Genomic DNA, 18,606 nt, shown 5'->3' on the forward strand with positions numbered 1-18,606 from the left:
CCCCCCCCCCCCCCCCCCCCCCCCCCCCCCCCCCCCCCCCCCCCCCCCCCCCCCCCCCCCCCCCCCCCCCCCGCCCCCCCCCCCCCCCCCCCCCCCCCCCCCCCCCCCGCCCCCCCCCCCCCCCCCCCCCCCCCCCCCCCCCCCCCCCCCCCCCCCCCCCCCCCCCACCGCGGCCACGTGCCGTCCCCTGTGGCGTGGAGCGCGTCCGTCGTGCCTGCGCGGGACCCTCCGGGCCCCACTCGGCACGACCTTGCAGAAAGGGGCGCTCCGCGCATCGCGGAGCGCCCCTTCCCCTGGAGCCTTGTGTCAGCTGCCGGTGCCGGCGATGAAGCCCACGCGGCGCTGGTCGGCCTGCGCGATCTCCACGTAGGCGATCCGGTCGACGGGGACGAGGACCTGGCGGCCCCGCTCGTCGACCAGGGTGAGCAGGCCGTCCTTGGTCGAGCCCGACATGGCCTTGGCCACCTCGGCCGCGATCTCGTCAGGGGTCTTGGGGCTGTCGATGACCAGCTCCCGGGGCGAGTGCTGGACGCCGATCTTGACTTCCACGTGGGCGATGCCTCCTCGTTGCGCGACTGACCCCAACGCTAGTGCAGACGGCGGCGGCGGGACCGGCCGAGCGGGTGCGCCGTCAGCGAAAACGAGGACCGCCTGCCCTCACCACGCGCGAGCTCGCGGCGGGACCCTGCAGGGGGCCGCTCAAGAACTGGCGTCGCCGTCCACGCGCGGGAAGCCGGAGATGCCGCGCCAGGCCAGGGCGGACATGAGCGAGACCGCCTCGTCGCGGGAGACGGTGCCCTTGCGCGGCAGCCACCAGCGGGCGCTGCTCTCGGCCAGGCCGGAGAGCCCCGAGGCCAGCAGGAGGGCGCGCTCGGGGTCGGCGCCCGTGTCGGCGGCGATGACGCCCGCGATCGCCTCGACGCACAGGGCCGAGCCGCGGTCGACGATCGCGCGCACGTCGTCGTCGTTGCGCAGGTCGGACTCGAACACCAGCCGGAACGCCTCGCCGTCGGCGTCGATGAAGTCGAAATAGGCGCCGACGGCGGCGTCGACCCGCGCCCGGTTGTCGGCGGTGCGGCCCATCGCCTCGCCCACGCGGCGGGCGAGCTCGGAGACGTGCTCCTCGAGCAGCGCCAGGTAGAGCTCGCGCTTGCCCGGGAAGTGCTGGTACAGCACCGGCTTGCTGACCCCGGCGCGGACGGCGATCTCGTCCATGGCGGCGGCGTGGAAGCCGTGCGCCACGAAGACGTCCTGCGCCGCGCGCAGCAGCTGGAGCCGCCGCGCGCTGCGCGGCAGTCGGGACGTGCGCCGGTTGGCCGCGGCGGGGGATGAGGGCTGCATGGCAGGGGGATGCTACCGACGGCTGCCCAGGTCGTTCGATGGACGGTACGCAGAGTTACCGTCGAGGGCGATGTCCGAGGCCGAGCTCTCCGCGACCCCGCTGCCGGCGCTGGACCCCACCCTCCCCCCGTGGCCGGGGGAGGAGGTGCCGGTCCGCGGAGGCTCGGTCTTCGTGCGCCGCACCCCGTGGCGGGGGCCGGTCGAGGAGGGCGGGGAGGCGGGTGCGCCTCGCGAGCGGGCGCTGTACGTGCACGGCCTCGGCGGCGCCTCCACCAACTGGACCGATCTCGCGGCACTGCTCGCGGTGCGGTTCGACGGCTGGGCGGTCGACCTCCCCGGGTTCGGCCGGTCCCGCCCCCCGGCCCGCGCCCGGTACTCCGTCCGCGGCCACGTGCGGGCCGTCATCGAGGTCCTCGAGCACGTCGCCGCCCAGCCGGGCCCGGGCACCGGCGACCCGGTGCACCTGGTGGGCAACTCCCTCGGCGGCCTGGTGAGCCTGCTCGTCGCCGCCCTGCGCCCCGACCTCGTGGCGACGCTGACTCTGGTGTCGCCGGCCATGCCCGTGTACCGGGTGCCGCCGGCGTTCAGCCGGGCGCTGCTGCTCCTGCTGGTGCCCGGCGTGCCGACGCTGGCGGAGCGCCGGCTGGCCGCCGTCACCCCCGACGAGAACGTCCGGTCGATGGTGCGCATGTGCTTCGGGGACCCGTCCGCCGTGCCGCGCGAGCGCCTCGAGCAGGCGGTCCGGGAGATGCGCGAACGGGCCGAGCAGCCCTGGGCCGACCGGGCGCTGGCCCGGAGCATGCGCGGCCTGATCACGTCCTACCTCCGGGTCGGCCCCGCCAACGCCTGGCGGGCGGCCCGGGGGCTGCGGATGCCGGTCCTGGTGGTCTGGGGCGGGCGGGACCGGCTCGTCGACCCCGCGCTCGCCCCGCGCCTGGCCGCGACCGTGCCGGACGGGCGGCTCCTGCTCCTCGACGGCGTCGGGCACGTGGCCATGCTCGAGGCCGCGGAGCCGACCACGCGGGCGGTGCTCGGCATGGTCGAGGGCCGGACCGCCCGGCCGGGCGTGGCGGACGGGCAGGCTGTCGCCGACGAGCCACGCAGCGTGAGACCCTGAGCCCACCGGGGGCGGAGCGAGCGAGCGGAGGGCGACCGGTGGGAGGACGTCTGACCGACGGCCGTCCCGTGCCTCGTCCGGGCCCGCCCGCCGAGCGCGGTCCGGCCCGCCCCGGGCGGCGCGACCCGCGGCTCCGCGGCCGGGTGCGCCGGTTCGTCCGCCGCCACGGGTGGCGCGCCTACGCGATCCCGCTCCTCGCGATCGCCACGGTCGCCGTCCTCGTCGACCTCGTCCTCCACCCCCCGGGGACGACGCCGACCACCGCCGCCGCGGATCCCACGTCCGCGCCCGCGGTCGCCACCACCGCCGCCGAGCCACCGCCCGCGGCCGAGCCGGTGGCCCCGGCCGAGGGGGACGCCGGCCCGTCGGAGACCGCCCCGGCGGAGGCGGTGGCGGAGGAGTACGTGCAGCACGGCGCGGGCAGCCTCTCCCTCGTCGACGGCGGCTCCGAGGTGCTCGGCACCGGCCCGCTGCAGCGGTTCATCGTCGAGGTCGAGGACGGCATCGGCGTGGACGGCGCGGAGTTCGCCGACGCGGTGACGGCGACGCTCGGCGACCCGCGCTCGTGGGGGAACGGCGGGCGCCTCTCCTTCCAGCGGGTCGGCGCGGGCGCCGCGTTCGACTTCCGGGTGAGCCTCGTCAGCCCCGGCAGCATGGAGACCTACTGCCCGGGGGTGGGCACCGGCGGCTACACCTCCTGCCGCTACGGCGACCGCGCCGTCATCAACCTGGCCCGGTGGGCGACCGCCGTCCCGCACTACGAGGGCGACATCGCCACCTACCGGCGCTACGTGGTCAACCACGAGGTCGGCCACGTGCTCGGGAACGGCCACGTGCGGTGCCCCGGGCCCGGGCAGCCCGCGCCGGTGATGCAGCAGCAGACCCTCGACCTGCAGGGCTGCGTGCGGAACGCCTGGCCCTACCCCTGACCGCCCTCCGCCGGGATCAGGGGACCTGATCGTGGGGCGTCCTCCCGCACCGTCTGCGGTGAGGGAGGACGCGCTGCGGCGGGGGAGGACCGCGGGTCCGGCCCGCCGCGGGAACCGGCCGGGGGCCGTGGGAATCCCGTTGCGTGTCACGCTGTTGTCCGCGTGAACGCTGGTCCTCCGGGGCCGCAGTCGAGAAGACCCGAGGAGCATCCGTGTCCCTGCCACCCCTGGTGGAGCCCGCCGCCGACCTCTCCGTCGAGGAGGTCCGCCGCTACAGCCGCCACCTGATCATCCCCGACGTCGGGATGGACGGGCAGAAGCGACTGAAGAACGCCAAGGTGCTCGCCGTCGGCGCCGGCGGCCTGGGCTCGCCCGTGCTGATGTACCTGGCTGCGGCCGGGGTCGGCACGCTCGGCATCGTCGAGTTCGACACCGTCGACGAGTCCAATCTGCAGCGCCAGATCATCCACGGGCAGTCCGACGTCGGCCGGTCCAAGGCGGAGAGCGCGCGGGACTCGATCAAGGAGATCAACCCGCTCATCGACGTGCGCCTGCACGAGACGCGGCTGGACAGCGACAACGTGCTCGACATCTTCGGCCAGTACGACCTGATCGTCGACGGCACCGACAACTTCGCCACCCGCTACCTGGTCAACGACGCGTGCGTGCTGCTCGGCAAGCCCTACGTGTGGGGCTCGATCTACCGCTTCGACGGCCAGGTGTCGGTCTTCTGGAACGACCACGGCCCGAACTACCGCGACCTCTACCCGGTGCCCCCGCCGCCCGGCATGGTCCCCAGCTGCGCCGAGGGCGGCGTGCTCGGCGTGCTGTGCGCGACCGTCGGCGCGATCCAGGCCACCGAGGCGGTCAAGCTGATCACCGGCATCGGCGAGACGCTGCTCGGCCGGCTGATGGTCTACGACGCCCTGGAGATGACCTTCCGCGAGATCAAGGTCCGCAAGGACCCCGAGGGTGAGCCGATCACCGGCCTCATCGACTACGAGGCCTTCTGCGGCGTCGTCTCCGAGGAGGCCCAGCAGGCAGCCGCGGGCTCGACGATCACCGTCGACGAGCTCAAGGACATGATGGACGCCGGCAAGGACTTCGAGCTGATCGACGTCCGCGAGCCGAACGAGTACGAGATCGTCTCGATCCCCGGTGCGAAGCTGATCCCCAAGGACGAGATCCTCTCCGGCCGGGCGCTGGCGCAGCTGCCGCAGGACAAGCCGATCGTGCTCCACTGCAAGACCGGCGTCCGCTCCGCCGAGGCGCTGGCCGCGGTGAAGAACGCCGGCTTCAGGGACGCCGTCCACGTCCAGGGCGGCGTGACGGCGTGGGCCACCCGCATCGACAAGGCCCTGCCCACGTACTAGGGGCCCCGTCCCAGTGCGTCGCCCGGCCCGGCCCGTTCCCCTCGGGGAGCGGGCCGGGCCGTCGTCGTCTTCACTGACGTCCATGTCCGACTTCTCCCCGGCGGAGCTCCTCGAGCTCTTCCAGCGCGCGCAGAACCAGTTCACCGACCGGGTCGACGCGGTGGCGCCGGACCAGTGGGAGGACGAGTCGCTCCCCGGGTGGACGGTCGGCGACCTGGTCGCGCACCTGGTCAACGAGGCGCTGTGGGTGCCGCCGCTGCTGGCCGGCGAGCCGGTGGACATGATCGAGGGACGCTTCCCCGACGGCACCGACGACCTGCTCGGGGACGATCCGCTCCTCGGCTGGGAGTCCGCCGCCGACGCCGCGCTGGCCGCCTTCGCCGCGGACGACGCCCTCCGGCACACGGTCCACCTCACGCGCGGGCCGACGCCGGCGGCCGAGTACATCTTCGAGATGTCCACCGACCTCACCGTGCACGCCTGGGACCTCGCCCGGGCCACCGGCGGGGACACCGAGCTGGACGGCGAGCTGGTGACCGCCGCCCTCGTCTACGCCGAACGGCTGCCCGACGGCGGCGTCCCCGGGCTGTTCGACCCGCCGCTGGACGTCCCGCCGTCGGCCGATCCGCAGACCCGGCTGCTGGCCCGGTTCGGCCGGAGGGGCTGAGCCGCCCGGGCGGTGGCCCCTGGCGCACATCCCGCGGCTGCGGGTGCCCGGCTGGAGGGCGGCGCTTGCCATGATCGGCGGGTGACCCCGGACCCCAGGGACGTCGACGAGGCGGTGTTCGACGTCGTCGAGCAGATCCCGCCCGGCCGGGTCAGCAGCTACGGCGCGATCGGCCGGCTGGTGGGCGTCGGGCCCCGCCGGGTGGCCCGGGCGCTGGCGCTGGGCGGCGCCGCGGTGCCCTGGCACCGCGTCGTCCGGGCCGACGGCTCGGCCGCGGAGCCCGTCCGCGCCCGGCAGCTCGAGCTGCTGGCCGCCGAGGGGGTGCCGGCGCGGGACGGGAAGGTCGACCTCGCGGCCGTCGGCTGGCCCGACCGGGCGGCGCCCGCGCAGCGCCGTCCTCCCGCGGGATGATCACCGCGGGCGGCGAGATCGCCCTGCGGGGCGATGTGCGCTGACCGGGGCGCGCGGTGGGCTGACCCGGTGATCCCGCAGCTCCGGCAGCAGCCCCCGTCCCTCACCCCGGCCGCGTCCCGACCCGTCCGGTCGCGCGGGGCCCGCGTGCGGCGGGCCGGCCTCCGGCTGGTGGCGGGGCTGCTCGTCCTCCTGTGCGTGGCGTTCGCCGTCGGCTGGGCGGCGACCCCCGGGGTGGCCGACGCCGAGCAGCGGGTGGCCGCCCGGCTCGACGCGTTCGGTGGCACGCCGTCGACGGGGGAGGTGCCCCCGCGGATCGCCGCAGCCCTGCTGGCGACCGAGGACAGCCGCTTCGGCTCGCACCCGGGCATCGACTGGCGCGGGGCGCTGCGGGCGCCGCTCGGCCTGGTCGTCGGCCGCGACCTGGGAGGCTCGACCATCCAGCACCAGCTGGCCCGCGTGCTCTACGAGGACGGTGCGACCGACGCCGGCGCCCGGGCGCGCTCCGTGGTGCTGGCCCTGAAGCTCGACCGGGCGTGGTCCGGCGAGCAGCTGCTGCGCATGTACCTGGACGCCGTCTACTTCGGCCACGGGTTCTACGGGGTGCAGGCGGCGGCCGAGGGGTACTTCGGGCTGGCCCCCGACGAGCTGGACTGGGCACAGGCGACCGTGCTCGTCGGACTGGTGCAGGCGCCGAGCGCGTACGACCCGCTCGTGCACCCCGACCTCGCGGCCGAGCGGCAGGCGCACGTGCTCGACCGGCTGGTGGCCGAGGGCGCCCTCTCGCGCTCCGACGCCGACCGGATCGCCGAGGAGGAGTGGCACCTCACGGGCTGACGGCTCCAGTTCCCGCCCGGACGTGCCGAGGACAAGGGCATGAACACGATGGCGTGCCGGGCCGTGGCCCAGGCCGGGCTGGTCGCGGGGACCGCGTCGCTCGACCACGAGCGGGCCTTCCCGCTCCTCCTCGTCGCCGGCTGGCTGACCACCGCGGCCGACCTGATGCTCGAGCAGTCCCTGCTGGACTCCCTGGCCTGACCCTCCCGCGCCACCCGCCCCGTCCGTCGCGGGATCGTCGTACCCCCGTGCTTCCATCGAGGGGTGGCGCAGCGCGGGGGTGAGAGCGGTCCGGTCTACCGGCTGCTGCCGGGCGACCCACCGCGCACCACCGCGCCGGTGCTCGACCCGACGCAGCAGGCCGTCGTCGACCACCCGGGCGGGCCGCTGCTGGTGCTCGCCGGCCCCGGCACGGGCAAGACGACGACGATCGTCGAGGCCGTCGCCACCCGCATCGACGCGGGCGTCGACCCGGAGCAGATCCTCGTCCTGACCTTCAGCCGCAAGGCCGCCGCCGAGCTGCGCACCCGCATCACCTCGCGGGTCGCCCGCACCATCCGCGAGCCGCTGGCCCGCACCTTCCACTCCTACGCCTACGGCGTGCTCCGCCGGGCCGCGGTGCTGCGGGGCGACCCGCCGCCCCGGTTGCTCACCTCCGCCGAGCAGGACGCCGTCGTGGCCGAGCTGCTGCGCGGTGACGCCGAGGGGGTCGGCACCGTCCGCTGGCCCGAGGACCTCGCGCCGGCGCTGGGCACCGAGGGGTTCCGCGCCGAGCTCCGCGAACTGCTCCTGCGGGCGACCGAGCGCGGTGTCGACGCCGAGCGGCTGGCCGCGTGGGGCCGGGAGACCGGCAACGAGCACTGGGTGCACGCCGCGGCGTTCCAGCAGCAGTACGAGAACGTCAGCGACTTCTGGGTCGCCTCCCGCGGCGACGCCTCCGGCTACGACCCCGCGGAGCTCGTGCGCCAGGCCATCCTCGAGCTGACCGGCGACCCGGAGCTCCTGCGCCAGGAGCGCGAGCGCGCCCGCTGGCTCTTCGTCGACGAGTACCAGGACACCGACCCCGCGCAGGTGGAGCTGCTCGAGCTGCTGGCCGGGGGCGGGGGGAACCTGGTCGCGGTCGGCGACCCCGACCAGTCCATCTACGCGTTCCGCGGCGCCGAGCCGCGGGGCATCGTCGAGTTCACCGAACGGTTCCGGCACACCGGTGGGCGGGCCGCGTCGCGGGTCTCGCTGGGGGTCTGCCGCCGTTCGGGCGCGGAGCTGCTGCGGATCAGCCGGCAGGTGGCCGAGGGGCTGCCCGGCCCCTGGGAGCACCGCCGCCTGGCCGCCGGGGAGGGGACACCTCCCGGCGAGGCCGAGGTGCACGTCTTCGGCTCGGCCGCGGTCGAGGCCGCCTACGTCGCCGACGTGCTGCGCCGGGCGCACCTGCTCGACGGCGTCCCGTGGTCGGGGATGGCGGTCGTCGTGCGCACCGCCGCGGTGCTCGGCCCGTTCCGGCGGGCTCTCGCCTCGGCCGGGGTGCCGGTCGCCGTCTCCACCGACGAGCTGCCGCTGGCCGCCCAGCCCGCCGTCGCCCCGTTCCTGCGGTCGCTCTCCGCCCTGCTCCCCGGGCCGGACGGCGAGCCCGCAGGCCTGGACGAGCCGGGCGCCGAGGCGCTGCTCTCCTCGCCGCTGGGCGGGGCGACCGTGCTCGACCTCCGGCGGCTCCGCCGCGCCGTCCGCATCGCGCTGGCCAAGCAGGGCGTCGACGCCGCCGAGCGAGGCGCCCCGCTGGCCGCCGCGCTCACCGACGAGGCCCTGCTGGGGGCGCTGCCCGAGCACGTCGCCCGCCCGGCCGCGCGGGTGGCCGCGGTCCTCGACGCCGGCCGGTTCGCGCTGGCCCAGGACGGCACCGCCGAGGACGTGCTGTGGGCGATGTGGCAGCGCAGCGGCCTGGCCACGCGCTGGGCCCGGTCCAGCGCCGCGGGCGGCCCCTCCGGTGCGGTGGCCGATCGCGACCTCGACGCGGTGGTGGCGCTCTTCGACGCCGCCGCGGGCTTCGTCGACCGGCTGCCGTCGGCCGACGTGCGGGCCTTCGTCGAGCACCTCTCCGCGCAGGAGCTGCCCGGCGACACCGGTGCGGCGCGGGCGGTCGCCGGGGAGACGGTCCGGCTGCTCACCGCGCACGCCGCCAAGGGGCTGGAGTGGGACCTGGTCTGCGTCTCCGGGGTGCAGGAGGGGCTGTGGCCCGACCTGCGCGAGCGCGCCTCGCTGCTCGGTGCGGAGCTGCTGGTCGAGAAGGCGGCCGGCATGGACGGCGCCGGCACCGACCGCCGCGCCCTGGCGCTGGCCGAGGAGCGGCGGCTGTTCTACGTCGCCTGCACCCGGGCCCGGCGGAGGCTGGTGGTCACCGCCGTCGAGGGCGCCCTCGACGGCGCCGACGCCGGGGCGACCGCCTCCCGCTTCCTCGACCTGGTGTCCCCGCCGCCCCCTGACGGCCGGCCGCTCACCGAGCTACCGCGGGCGCTCACCCTGCCCGCCCTGGTGGCGGAGCTGCGGCGGGCGGTCGCCGACCCGCACACGCCCCCGGCCCGGCGGTCGGCCGCCGCGGCGCTGCTGCGCCGGCTCGCCGACGAGGGCGTCCCCGGCGCGGCACCGGCCCGGTGGTGGGGGCTGGCGCCGCTGTCGGACGACGCCCCGCTGGTCGACGAGGAGCTGCCCGTGCGGGTGCGCCCGTCGGCGATCGAGACCTTCCAGCGCTGCCCGCTGAGGTGGGTGCTCGGCGCCGTGGGGGCCGAGGCGTCGCCCGATGCCACCCGCACCGTGGGGTCGGCGGTCCACGCGGTCGCGCAGCAGGTGGCCGAGGGGCTGCCCGCGCCCGACGCGCGCACCGTGCTCGACGCCGAGCTCGACCAGCTCGACCTCGGTCCCGGCTGGGCCGACCAACGGCAGCGGGTGCACGCCCACGACATGCTCGACCGCTTCCTGCGCTGGCACGCCGCCAACCCGCGGGAGCTGGTCGGCGCCGAGGTGGACTTCGACGTGGTCGTGGGGCGGGCGCGCATCCGCGGCCAGGTCGACCGGCTCGAGCGGGACGCCGAGGGGCGCCTCGTGGTCGTGGACCTCAAGACCGGGAAGACCGCGGCCAAGAACACCGAGGAGCACGGGCAGCTCGCGGCCTACCAGGTGGCGGTCGCGGCCGGCGCGTTCGAGGAGCACGGCACCGCTCCCGGGGGCGCCGCGCTGCTGCAGGTCGGCACCGGCGCGAAGGCCAAGGAGCAGCACCAGGAACCACTGCCGGCCGACGTGCCGCTGGAGGGCACCTGGGCCGGCGAGCTGGTCGCGGAGGTGGGCACCGGCATGGGCGGGGCGACCTTCGAGGTGCGCACCGGCTCGCACTGCGCGCGCTGCCCGGCGCGGCGCAGCTGCCCGCTGCAGGAGCCCGGCCGGCAGGTGACCGCATGACCCCGCACGAGCGGCCGCGTCCAGAGGCTCGCCGCGAGCGTGCGAGCGGAGAGGAGGACGAGGTCCTTCCGGGGGTCCTTCAACTGTCCTTCGACGAGCTCCTGGCCGAGGCGGCCGCGCCGGAGCCCGCGCCCCGCAAGCTGCTCACGCCCGCCGAGGTCGCGGCGCGGTGCGGGCTGTCCTACGCACCCTCCGACGAGCAGGCCGGCGTCGTCTCCGCGCCGGCCGACCGGCCGCTGGTCGTCGTCGCCGGGGCGGGCTCGGGCAAGACCGAGACGATGGCCGCGCGGGTCTCCTACCTGGTGGCCAACCGCATCGTCGAGCCCGAGGCGGTCCTCGGCCTCACCTTCACCCGCAAGGCCGCCAGCGAGCTGAACGAGCGCATCCGGCTGCGCCTGGGTGCACTGGCCCGCCACCCCGAGACCGAGGACGACCTGCGCGAGCGGCTGGCGATCGCCCAGCCCACCGTCTCGACCTACCACGGCTACGCCGCCGCGCTGGTCGCCGAGCACGGGCTGCGCATCGGCGTGGAGCCCGGCGCCGGGGTGCTCGGCCCCGCCATGTGCTGGGGGCAGGCGGCCACCGTCGTCGCGGCCTGGACCGGCGACATGGCCGACGTGCCGCTCACCCTGCTCACCACCGTCGAGGACGTGCTGGCGCTGGCCGCGGAGATGGGCGAGCACGACGTGACGCCCGCGGCGCTGCGGGCCTGGACGGCGCGGCTGGAGGCGCAGATCGCGGGCTACGCGGACGCCCCCAGGAAGAAAGGCCCCTACGCCGCGGTCGCCGAGATGCTCGCCCGGCAGAGGGCCCGCGTGGCGCTGCTGCCGCTGGTCGAGACGTTCGAGGCGCGCAAGCGGGCGCTGGGCTCCATCGACTACGCCGACCAGGTGGCCCACGCCGCGCGCATCGCCGTCGCCGCGCCCGAGGTCGGCCGGCGGGAGCGGGCCCGCTGGAAGGTGGTGCTGCTCGACGAGTACCAGGACACCAGCGTCGGGCAGCTCCGCATGCTGGAGGCGCTCTTCGGCGGGGCGAGCGGCCACCCGGTGCTCGCCGTCGGGGACCCCCGGCAGTCCATCTACGGGTGGCGGGGGGCCTCGGCCGGCACGATCGAGCGATTCGCCCGGACGTTCCCCGGGGGTCCGGGCCGTGCGGCCCAGCGGCTGACGCTGGCCACCAGCTGGCGCAACGACGAAGCGGTGCTGGCGGTGGCCAACGCCGTCTCCGCGATGCTGCCCGAGCCGGCCCAGCCGCTGCCCGACCTCGCCCCAGCGCCGACCGCCGGCCGCGGCTCGGTCACCGTCGGGCTGTACGAGACCGTCGCCGAGGAGACCGCCGCCCTGGCCGACCGCCTGGCGGCCTGCTGGAAGGGCGAGGACGCCGCGGTGCCGGCGAAGGACGACGGGCGCCGGCCGTCGGTGGCGGTGCTGGTGCGCACCCGCAAGCAGCTGCCGGGCATCGCCGCGGCCCTGCGCGAGCGCGGGCTACCGGTCGAGGTCGTGGGGCTCGGCGGCCTGCTGGAGGTGCCGGAGGTCTCCGACGTCGTCGCGACCCTCACCGTGCTGGTCGACCCGACGGCCGGCGACGCGATGGGCCGGCTGCTCACCGGTGCCCGCTGGCGGATCGGCCCGCGCGACCTCGCCGCGCTGGAGGCCCGCGCCCGTGCCCTGGTGCACGCGCGCCGGCCGGCCCGCCCGGCCGGGGGCGAGGAGGCCGGGGCGGTGGAGGCCCCGCAGGAGCGCGGCAGCATCGTGGAGGCGCTCGACGACCTCGGCGACGCCGGGCAGTACTCGCCCACGGGGTACCGGCGGCTGCGCCGGCTGGGCGCCGAGCTCGCCCACCTCCGGGGCCGGATCGGGGAGTCGCTGCCCGACCTGGTCGACGAGGTGGCCCGCACCCTCGGCCTGGAGACCGAGCTGGCCAGCGCGCCGGGGGTCAGCCCGGCCGGTGCCCGCGCCCACCTCGACGCCCTGCACGGTGTCGCCGCCGAGTTCACCGAGCTGGCCGAGCTGCCGTCGCTGCCGGCGTTCCTGGGCTACCTGCGCGACGCCGAGGAGCGCGAGCGCGGCCTCGAACCCGGCGAGGTGGCGGTCAACCCGGAGGCGGTGCAGCTGCTCACCGGGCACTCGGCCAAGGGGCTGGAGTGGGACGTCGTCGCCGTGCCCGGCATGACCGCCGACCAGTTCCCGGCGCGCACCAACGCCAGCGACTCGTGGATCAAGGATCCCGGAGCCGTCCCGGCCGACCTCCGGCTCACCGACCGGGCGGAGCTGCCGCGGCTGACGCTCCCGGTGCCCGGCTCCGGTGACCAGGCCGCGGTGCGCGACGCGCTGGAGGACTACGTCCAGGACTGGAAGGACTTCGGCCGCGACGAGGAGATCCGGCTCGGCTACGTCGCCGTCACCCGCGCCAAGCGGCTGCTGCTCTGCTCGGGCAGCTGGTGGCGCGACGGCGTGAAGCCGTGCGGTCCCTCGTCGCTGCTGACCACCGCCAAGGAGGCGTGCGAGGCCGGCGCCGGCACGGTCGTGCGCTGGGCACCGGCGCCCGAGGACGGCGCGACCAACCCCGCCCTGGAGGAGTGGCCGGTCGGCGTGTGGCCGGCCGACCCGCTCTCCGAGCCGCGCCGGCGCGCGCTCACCGCCGCCGCGCAGCTGGTCGAGGGGGCGGCGCCCCACCCGCTGGACCCCGACCGGACCCTCGGCGGGGACGACGAGCTGGTCGACCAGTGGGTGCGCGACGCCGACCTGCTGCTGCGCGAGCGGGCGCGGCAGGACAGCCCCACCGTCGACGTCCCGCTGCCCTCCCACCTGTCGGTGTCGGCGCTGGTCACGCTCCGCCGCAACCCGGCCGAGCTGGCCCGCCGGCTCCGCCGCCCGATGCCGGCCGCGCCCGCGCCGCAGGCGCGCCGGGGCACCGCGTTCCACGCGTGGCTGGAGGAGCGGTTCGGCGCCGCGCGGCTGGTCGATCTCGACGAGCTGCCCGGCTCCGGCGACGAGCTGGCCGCGCCCGACGACGCCCTCGAGGAGCTGCGCGAGGCCTTCCTGGCCAGCGAGTGGGCCGATCGGCAGCCGGTCGAGGTCGAGGTGCCGTTCGAGACGCCGCTGGGCCCCATCACGCTGCGCGGCCGGATCGACGCGGTGTTCCAGCGGGAGGACGGCGGTTACGAGGTCATCGACTGGAAGACCGGACCGCCGCCGAGCGGCGGTGAACTGGCCGCCGTGGGCGTGCAGCTGGCCGCGTACCGGCTGGGCTGGTCACGGCTGACCGGGGTGCCGGTCGAGCAGGTCAGCGCGGGGTTCCACCACGTCGCCGCGAAGGAGACCCTGCGCCCGGTCGACCTGCTGGACGAGGCGGGTCTGCTCGCCCTGATCACCGGGACGAGCTGAACGTCCGGAGCGGGGCGGGCTCCGCCAGGGGATCCCCAGCGCGCCCGGCGCACTCGGACCAGGATGGCGCCATGGACGTCCTGAGCAGCCGCATCCTGCTCCGCCCGTCGGACGCCCGGAGGTCGCAGGCCTTCTACCGCGACGTCCTCGGGCTGGCGGTGCACCGCGAGTTCGGTCCCGCCGAGCACCCGGGAGTGGTCTTCTTCCTGGGCAACGGGCTGCTGGAGGTCTCCGGCCGGTCGGAGGAACGCCCGGTGGGCCTGGCCCTGTGGCTGCAGGTCCGGGACGTCTCCGCCGAGCACCGGCGACTGGCGGCAGCCGGCGTCCCGGTGACCCGGCCGCCCCGCCGGGAACCGTGGGGGCTGGTCGAGATGTGGATCGAGGACCCCGACGGCGTGCGGATCGTCCTGGTCGAGGTGCCCGACGAGCACCCCCTGCGCCGCGACCAGCGCTGACGTCCGCGCCCGCGCTCGACACGTCTCCGCGGGAACGCCGGCAGGAGGTCAGGTGCTGGCGACCCGGTCCAGGACCGCGCGGGCGAGCTCCTCGGGTGCCTGCTCCGGGATCCAGTGGGTGACGCCGGGCAGCTCCACGAAGCGGTAGTCGCCGGTGACGAACTCCGCGCACGCCTCCGCCGCCGTCCGCCCGATCGCGACGTCGCCGTCGCTCCACACGTAGGTCGTCGGCACCTCGACCTTGTCCACCCGGATGTCGGAGCTCATCGCCCGGTACCAGTTCAGCGCCGCGGTGAGCGCACCCGGCGCCGACAGCACCGCCACGTACTCGTCGGCCGCCTCCGGCGAGACCCCGGTGTCGCCGTCGGCGCCCAGCAGCATCCGGCGCAGCCGCCGCGCGTCGTCGGCGAGGAGCACCTCCTCGGCCTTGCCGGGCTGCCAGAACAGCCGGATGTACGCCGAGCGCTCCTTCTGCTCGGGGTCGATCCGGAAGGCGGCGGTGTAGGCGGCCGGGTGCGGGACGGAGACCGCGGTCAGCGACCGCACCCGGTCGGCGTGCCATGCGGCGAGGGTCCAGGCGACGTTGGCCCCCCAGTCGTGGCCCACGACGTCGGCGACCGGGACCTCCAGCGCGGTCATGAGGTCCGCGGTGACCTGGGCCAGGTTCTGCATCGCGTACGCCTCGACCTCGGACGGCCGGGCGCCGGGGGAGTAGCCCAGCTGGTCGGGCGCGTAGGTCCGCAGGCCGGCCTGGGTGAGCAGCGGCGTCACCGCGGCCCAGGACGCCGAGGTCTCGGGGAACCCGTGCAGCAGCAGCACCGGCCGGCCGTCCTCGGGTCCGTCGACGCGCACGTCGAAGGTCAGGTTGCCGACATCGGTCCGCAGCAGCTCTCCGGGCATGCCCCGGACGCTAACGCTCCGCCCCCCCCGGGAACGCCCCGGCGACCCCGCGTCGTTGGACCTCTCATGTCGCTGACCCGACGACAGTTCCTCGCGGCAGCCGCAGGCGTCGGCGGGGCGGCCCTCACCGGAGGGGTGCTCGCCGACCAGGTCTGGCCGCTGCTGAGCCGCGAGGACCTCGTCCCCGGCCGCACGCCCGAGCTGGTCCTGCCCCGGCAGGCCTGGACCACCACGCCCGACCGGCTCACCTTCGCCGCGGTCGGGGACACCGGCACGGGCGGCCGGCAGGCGATCGCCGTGGCCACGCGGATGGCCCAGGGCTACGAGGAGAACCCGTACGGGCTGATCACCCACCTCGGCGACATCTGCTACTACGGCCGGATCGAGGACCGCTTCGAGGACGTCTTCCTGCGCCCCTACGGCCCGCTCGTCGACGCCGGGGTCGACGTGGAGCTCGCCATCGGCAACCACGACGGCGAGGTGCACTTCAGCGACTCCCGGCTCGAGGAGATCGAGACCGAGCTCCGGCTGCTCGGTACGCCGGCCCGCTACTACCGCAGCACCCACGGCCCGGTGGACTTCTTCTACCTGGACTCGAGCATGCCGGGCCTGTTCGGCCCCGGGGCGTCCGACCAGATCGACTGGCTGGACGACGCGCTGGCGACCTCGGCGAGCCAGTGGAAGGTCGTCTGCCTGCACCACCCGCCGTACTCCTCGGGGCGGCACGGGGACACGCCGGGCGCCGAGGAGAAGCTCGTCCCGGTGCTCGAGCGGCACGCCGTCGACCTGGTGCTGGCCGGCCACGACCACAACTACGAGCGGACCGTCCCCCTGGACGGCATCACCTACGTGGTCAGCGGCGGCGGCGCCAAGCTGACGCCGGTGCGCCCGGGCCGGATCACCGCCGCCGCGGCCTCGGTGCTGCAGTACCTGCACGTCGAGGTCGACGGCGACCGGCTGACCGCCCGGTGCATCCGCCCCGACGGCGGGCTGGTCGACCGGTTCGCGCTGCGGGCCCGCGAGGGCCGGTGAGCACCCGGTTCCGGCCGGCGCGCGCGGTGCGGGAGGGTGCCGCGGCGCTCTACGGGCTGGCCGCCCTCGCCGTCGTCGTGGCCCCGGCGCTCATCATCGACTCGACCGCCACCGGCGGCGGGGTCGCGCCCACGTGGCAGGCGCTGGACCTGCTGGCGGTCAGCGCGGTGCTGGGCCTCGGCTACGGGATCGTCTGCTTCCGGCGGCTGCGCCGGCAGTCGACCGAGACCAGGTCGCGCCCGAACGCCTGGATCGCCGCCGGCCACGCCCTGGTGGCCCTCGCGCTGCTCTCGTCCCTGCTGCTGGCCGTGGTGCTGCACGAGCTCGGCTCGCTGCAGGCCCCGCTCGCCGGACAGGAGTGGAGCCTGCTCGCGCTCTGGGGCGGGGTGCAGCTGGTGGCGATCGTGGTGGCCGAGGCGGTCGAGCGCGGGGTGTTCCGCTGGCTGGTGGGCCCCGAGCGGCGGGCGCAGGCGGCGGCACCGGGCGGCGCGGCTACCGTCGGGGACCGTGACCAGCGCCGAACGTGACTTCGTCCTCGACCACCTCGACGACCTGCACGCCGATCTGGACGCCTGGCTGCGCATCCCGTCGATCTCGGCCGACCCCGCGCACTCCCGCGACGTCGCCGCCAGCGCCACGTGGCTGGCCGACGCGCTCCGCCGCGTGGGCTTCCCGACCGTGGAGATCTGGGAGACCCCCGGCGCCCCCACCGTCTTCGCGGAGTGGCCCAGCGCCGACGCCGGTGCCCCGGTCGCCCTCGTCTACGGCCACCACGACGTGCAGCCGGTGGACCCGCTGGAGCTGTGGGAGCACCCACCGTTCGAGCCCACCCGCGTCGAGGGCCCCGACGGCCCCGAGCTGCACGCCCGCGGCGCCATCGACGACAAGGGCAACGTCGCCTTCCACCTGCTCGGCCTCCGCGCGCACCTGGCCGCCACCGGCCGCGACACCCCCGCCGTCACGGTCAAGCTCCTGATCGAGGGCGAGGAGGAGTCCGGGTCCCCGCACTTCGAGGCGCTGCTGGCGGAGAAGCGCGACCGGCTCGCCTGTGACGTCGTCGTCGTCAGTGACACCGGCATGGCCGCGCCCGACGTCCCCAGCGCGGTGACGGCGATGCGCGGCCTGGCCGACGCCGAGATCACGCTGCGCGGCCCCGCCGTCGACCTGCACTCCGGCTCCTTCGGCGGCGCCGTCCCCAACCCCCTGCACGCGATGGCGGAGCTGCTCGCGAAGCTGCACGACGAGCAGGGCCGGGTGACCATCCCGGGCTTCTACGACCGGGTGCGCCCGCTGTCCGATCGCGAGCGCGAGCTGATGAGCCGCGTGCCGTTCGACGAGCAGGCGTGGCTCGCCGGCCCCGCCGCCTCGCGGGCCACCTACGGCGAGGCCGGCTTCACCACCCTGGAACGCACCGGCGCCCGGCCGACCGCCGAGGTGAACGGCATGTGGGGCGGCTACACCGGTCCCGGCCACAAGACGATCATCCCCGCCGAGGCGCACGCCAAGGTCACCTTCCGCCTGGTCTCCGACCAGCGGCCGCAGGACATCGGCCCCATGCTGCGCGCGTGGGTCGAGGCCACCGTCCCCGAGGGCATCGAGGCCGAGGTGCACACCCCGCCCGGCGGGGTCGCGCCGTGCGCCAGCGACCTGGACTCCCCGCACATGGCGGCGCTGCTCGCCGCCATCGGCCAGGCGTTCGACACCGACCCGGCCGACGTCCTCTTCACCCGCGAGGGCGGCAGCGGCCCGGAGGCGGCGATCGTCGAGGCCCTCGGGGCCCCGCTGCTCTTCCTCGGGGCCGGCCTGCCGACCGACCGCATCCACTCCCCGAACGAGCGGGTGCTGCTGCCGATGCTCTACCGCGGTGCGGAGGCGGCGGCCCACCTGTGGCGGGAGCTGGCCGCCCGCCGCGTCGGCTAGGGCCGGGTGCCGACGACGACCGTGGCCCCGCGGTCGTCGTCGGTGACCAGCCGGGCCGCCAGGCCGGCTGCGGCGACCAGGTCCAGCGCGGCGGCGACCTGCCCCTCGCCGCACTCGAACAGCACCGCGCCGCCCGGCGCCAGCCACCCCGGCGCCTCCGCGGCCATCCGGCGGGCGAGCGCCAGCCCGTCGGCGCCGCCGTCGAGCGCGGTGCGCGGTTCGTGCTCCCGGGCCTCCGGGGGCAGCAGCGCGATCGCGGCGGTCGGCACGTAGGGCACGTTGGCCGTCAGCACGTCGACGCGGCCGCGCAGGCCGGGGGGCAGGGCGTCGAAGAGGTCGCCCTCGTGCACGGGAGTGCCGGGGAGGTTCAGCCGGGCACACGCCACGGCCGCGGGGTCGACGTCGGCGGCGTGCACGTCGATGCCGGGCACGGCGGCGGCCAGCGCCGCGGCGACCGCGCCGGTGCCGCAGCACAGGTCGACGACGACGGCGCCCGGCCGCGCGAGCGCCGCGGCCTCGTCCACCACCAGCCCGGTCCGGCGCCGCGGCACGAAGACCCCCGGCGCGACGGTGATCCGCAGGCCGCAGAACTCCGCCCAGCCCAGCACCTGCTCCAGCGGTGCACCGGCCACCCGCCGCGCGACCAGCCGCGCCAGGTGCTCGGCGTCGCCGGCCGCCGACGTCAACAGGGCCGCCTCGTCCTCGGCGAAGACGCACCCGGCGTCGCGCAGCCGGCGCAGGACGGCCGCCTCGAGGGAGTGCACGGCAGCCTCCTTCGACGGGCGCGTGAT

17 protein-coding genes are annotated in these 18,606 nt (G+C 76.5%); 13 read left to right on the forward strand and 4 right to left on the reverse strand.

The window, feature by feature from the left end:
- Window positions 1–306: 306 nt before the first annotated feature.
- Both ACI792_RS07350 and ACI792_RS07355 read right to left on the reverse strand, forming a co-directional pair.
- Entirely contained in the window at window positions 307–549 is a 243-nt protein-coding gene (locus ACI792_RS07350) for a DUF3107 domain-containing protein (RefSeq protein WP_346619940.1), read from the reverse strand.
- 150 nt (window positions 550–699) lie between these two features.
- A complete protein-coding gene (locus ACI792_RS07355; protein WP_456602019.1) occupies window positions 700–1,341 on the reverse strand; it encodes a TetR/AcrR family transcriptional regulator in 642 nt (213 codons plus the stop codon).
- Window positions 1,342–1,411: 70 nt separating this feature from the next.
- On the opposite strand from ACI792_RS07355, the gene ACI792_RS07360 reads away from it, so the two are divergent.
- The 10 genes from ACI792_RS07360 to ACI792_RS07405 all read left to right on the forward strand — a co-directional run bounded on the left by ACI792_RS07360 (window position 1,412) and on the right by ACI792_RS07405 (window position 13,963).
- Window positions 1,412–2,458 carry an alpha/beta fold hydrolase gene (locus ACI792_RS07360; RefSeq protein ID WP_456602020.1) on the forward strand — a complete coding sequence of 349 codons (1,047 nt, stop codon included), beginning with the start codon at window positions 1,412–1,414 and terminating at the stop codon, window positions 2,456–2,458.
- Window positions 2,459–2,496: 38 nt separating this feature from the next.
- On the forward strand, window positions 2,497–3,387 hold the full coding sequence (locus ACI792_RS07365; protein WP_456602021.1) for a DUF3152 domain-containing protein: 891 nt from the start codon (window positions 2,497–2,499) through the stop codon (window positions 3,385–3,387).
- A gap of 212 nt (window positions 3,388–3,599) precedes the next feature.
- Window positions 3,600–4,760 (forward strand): adenylyltransferase/sulfurtransferase MoeZ, encoded by a 1,161-nt coding sequence (gene moeZ, locus ACI792_RS07370; RefSeq protein WP_456580582.1) that lies wholly within the window; start codon window positions 3,600–3,602, stop codon window positions 4,758–4,760.
- An 82-nt stretch (window positions 4,761–4,842) separates the two neighbouring features.
- A complete protein-coding gene (locus ACI792_RS07375; protein WP_456602022.1) occupies window positions 4,843–5,427 on the forward strand; it encodes a TIGR03086 family metal-binding protein in 585 nt (194 codons plus the stop codon).
- An 81-nt stretch (window positions 5,428–5,508) separates the two neighbouring features.
- Window positions 5,509–5,838, forward strand: a complete 330-nt coding sequence (locus ACI792_RS07380; RefSeq protein ID WP_456602023.1) for an MGMT family protein — start codon at window positions 5,509–5,511, stop codon at window positions 5,836–5,838.
- Between the two features lie 69 nt (window positions 5,839–5,907).
- Complete coding sequence (locus ACI792_RS07385; RefSeq protein WP_456602024.1) at window positions 5,908–6,675, forward strand: biosynthetic peptidoglycan transglycosylase; 768 nt, start codon at window positions 5,908–5,910, stop codon at window positions 6,673–6,675.
- A gap of 39 nt (window positions 6,676–6,714) precedes the next feature.
- Complete coding sequence (locus ACI792_RS07390; protein WP_456602025.1) at window positions 6,715–6,876, forward strand: hypothetical protein; 162 nt, start codon at window positions 6,715–6,717, stop codon at window positions 6,874–6,876.
- A 63-nt stretch (window positions 6,877–6,939) separates the two neighbouring features.
- Window positions 6,940–10,122, forward strand: coding sequence for an ATP-dependent helicase (locus tag ACI792_RS07395; protein WP_456602026.1), 3,183 nt, complete (start codon window positions 6,940–6,942; stop codon window positions 10,120–10,122).
- Complete coding sequence (locus ACI792_RS07400) at window positions 10,119–13,508, forward strand: ATP-dependent helicase (RefSeq protein WP_456602027.1); 3,390 nt, start codon at window positions 10,119–10,121, stop codon at window positions 13,506–13,508. The genes ACI792_RS07395 and ACI792_RS07400 overlap by 4 nt, the downstream gene beginning before the upstream one ends.
- A 71-nt stretch (window positions 13,509–13,579) precedes the next feature.
- Window positions 13,580–13,963 carry a VOC family protein gene (locus ACI792_RS07405; protein WP_456602028.1) on the forward strand — a complete coding sequence of 128 codons (384 nt, stop codon included), beginning with the start codon at window positions 13,580–13,582 and terminating at the stop codon, window positions 13,961–13,963.
- A gap of 48 nt (window positions 13,964–14,011) precedes the next feature.
- On the opposite strand, the gene ACI792_RS07410 is transcribed toward ACI792_RS07405, so the two are convergent.
- Window positions 14,012–14,863: an alpha/beta fold hydrolase gene (locus ACI792_RS07410; RefSeq protein WP_456602029.1), complete on the reverse strand. Its 852-nt coding sequence runs from the start codon at window positions 14,861–14,863 to the stop codon at window positions 14,012–14,014.
- 66 nt (window positions 14,864–14,929) lie between these two features.
- On the opposite strand from ACI792_RS07410, the gene ACI792_RS07415 reads away from it, so the two are divergent.
- The 3 genes from ACI792_RS07415 to ACI792_RS07425 are packed head-to-tail and all read left to right on the forward strand — an operon-like array spanning window position 14,930 to window position 17,815.
- Window positions 14,930–15,895 (forward strand): metallophosphoesterase family protein, encoded by a 966-nt coding sequence (locus ACI792_RS07415; protein WP_456602030.1) that lies wholly within the window; start codon window positions 14,930–14,932, stop codon window positions 15,893–15,895.
- Complete coding sequence (locus ACI792_RS07420; RefSeq protein WP_456602031.1) at window positions 15,892–16,422, forward strand: hypothetical protein; 531 nt, start codon at window positions 15,892–15,894, stop codon at window positions 16,420–16,422. The genes ACI792_RS07415 and ACI792_RS07420 overlap by 4 nt, the downstream gene beginning before the upstream one ends.
- On the forward strand, window positions 16,403–17,815 hold the full coding sequence (locus ACI792_RS07425; RefSeq protein ID WP_456602032.1) for a dipeptidase: 1,413 nt from the start codon (window positions 16,403–16,405) through the stop codon (window positions 17,813–17,815). The genes ACI792_RS07420 and ACI792_RS07425 overlap by 20 nt, the downstream gene beginning before the upstream one ends.
- Here ACI792_RS07425 and ACI792_RS07430 read toward each other — a convergent pair.
- Window positions 17,812–18,579: a putative protein N(5)-glutamine methyltransferase gene (locus ACI792_RS07430; protein ID WP_456602033.1), complete on the reverse strand. Its 768-nt coding sequence runs from the start codon at window positions 18,577–18,579 to the stop codon at window positions 17,812–17,814. The two genes, ACI792_RS07425 and ACI792_RS07430, sit on opposite strands and share 4 nt — an antisense overlap.
- Window positions 18,580–18,606 lie beyond the last annotated feature (27 nt).

This window comes from Blastococcus sp. SYSU DS0669 (genome assembly GCF_054050895.1).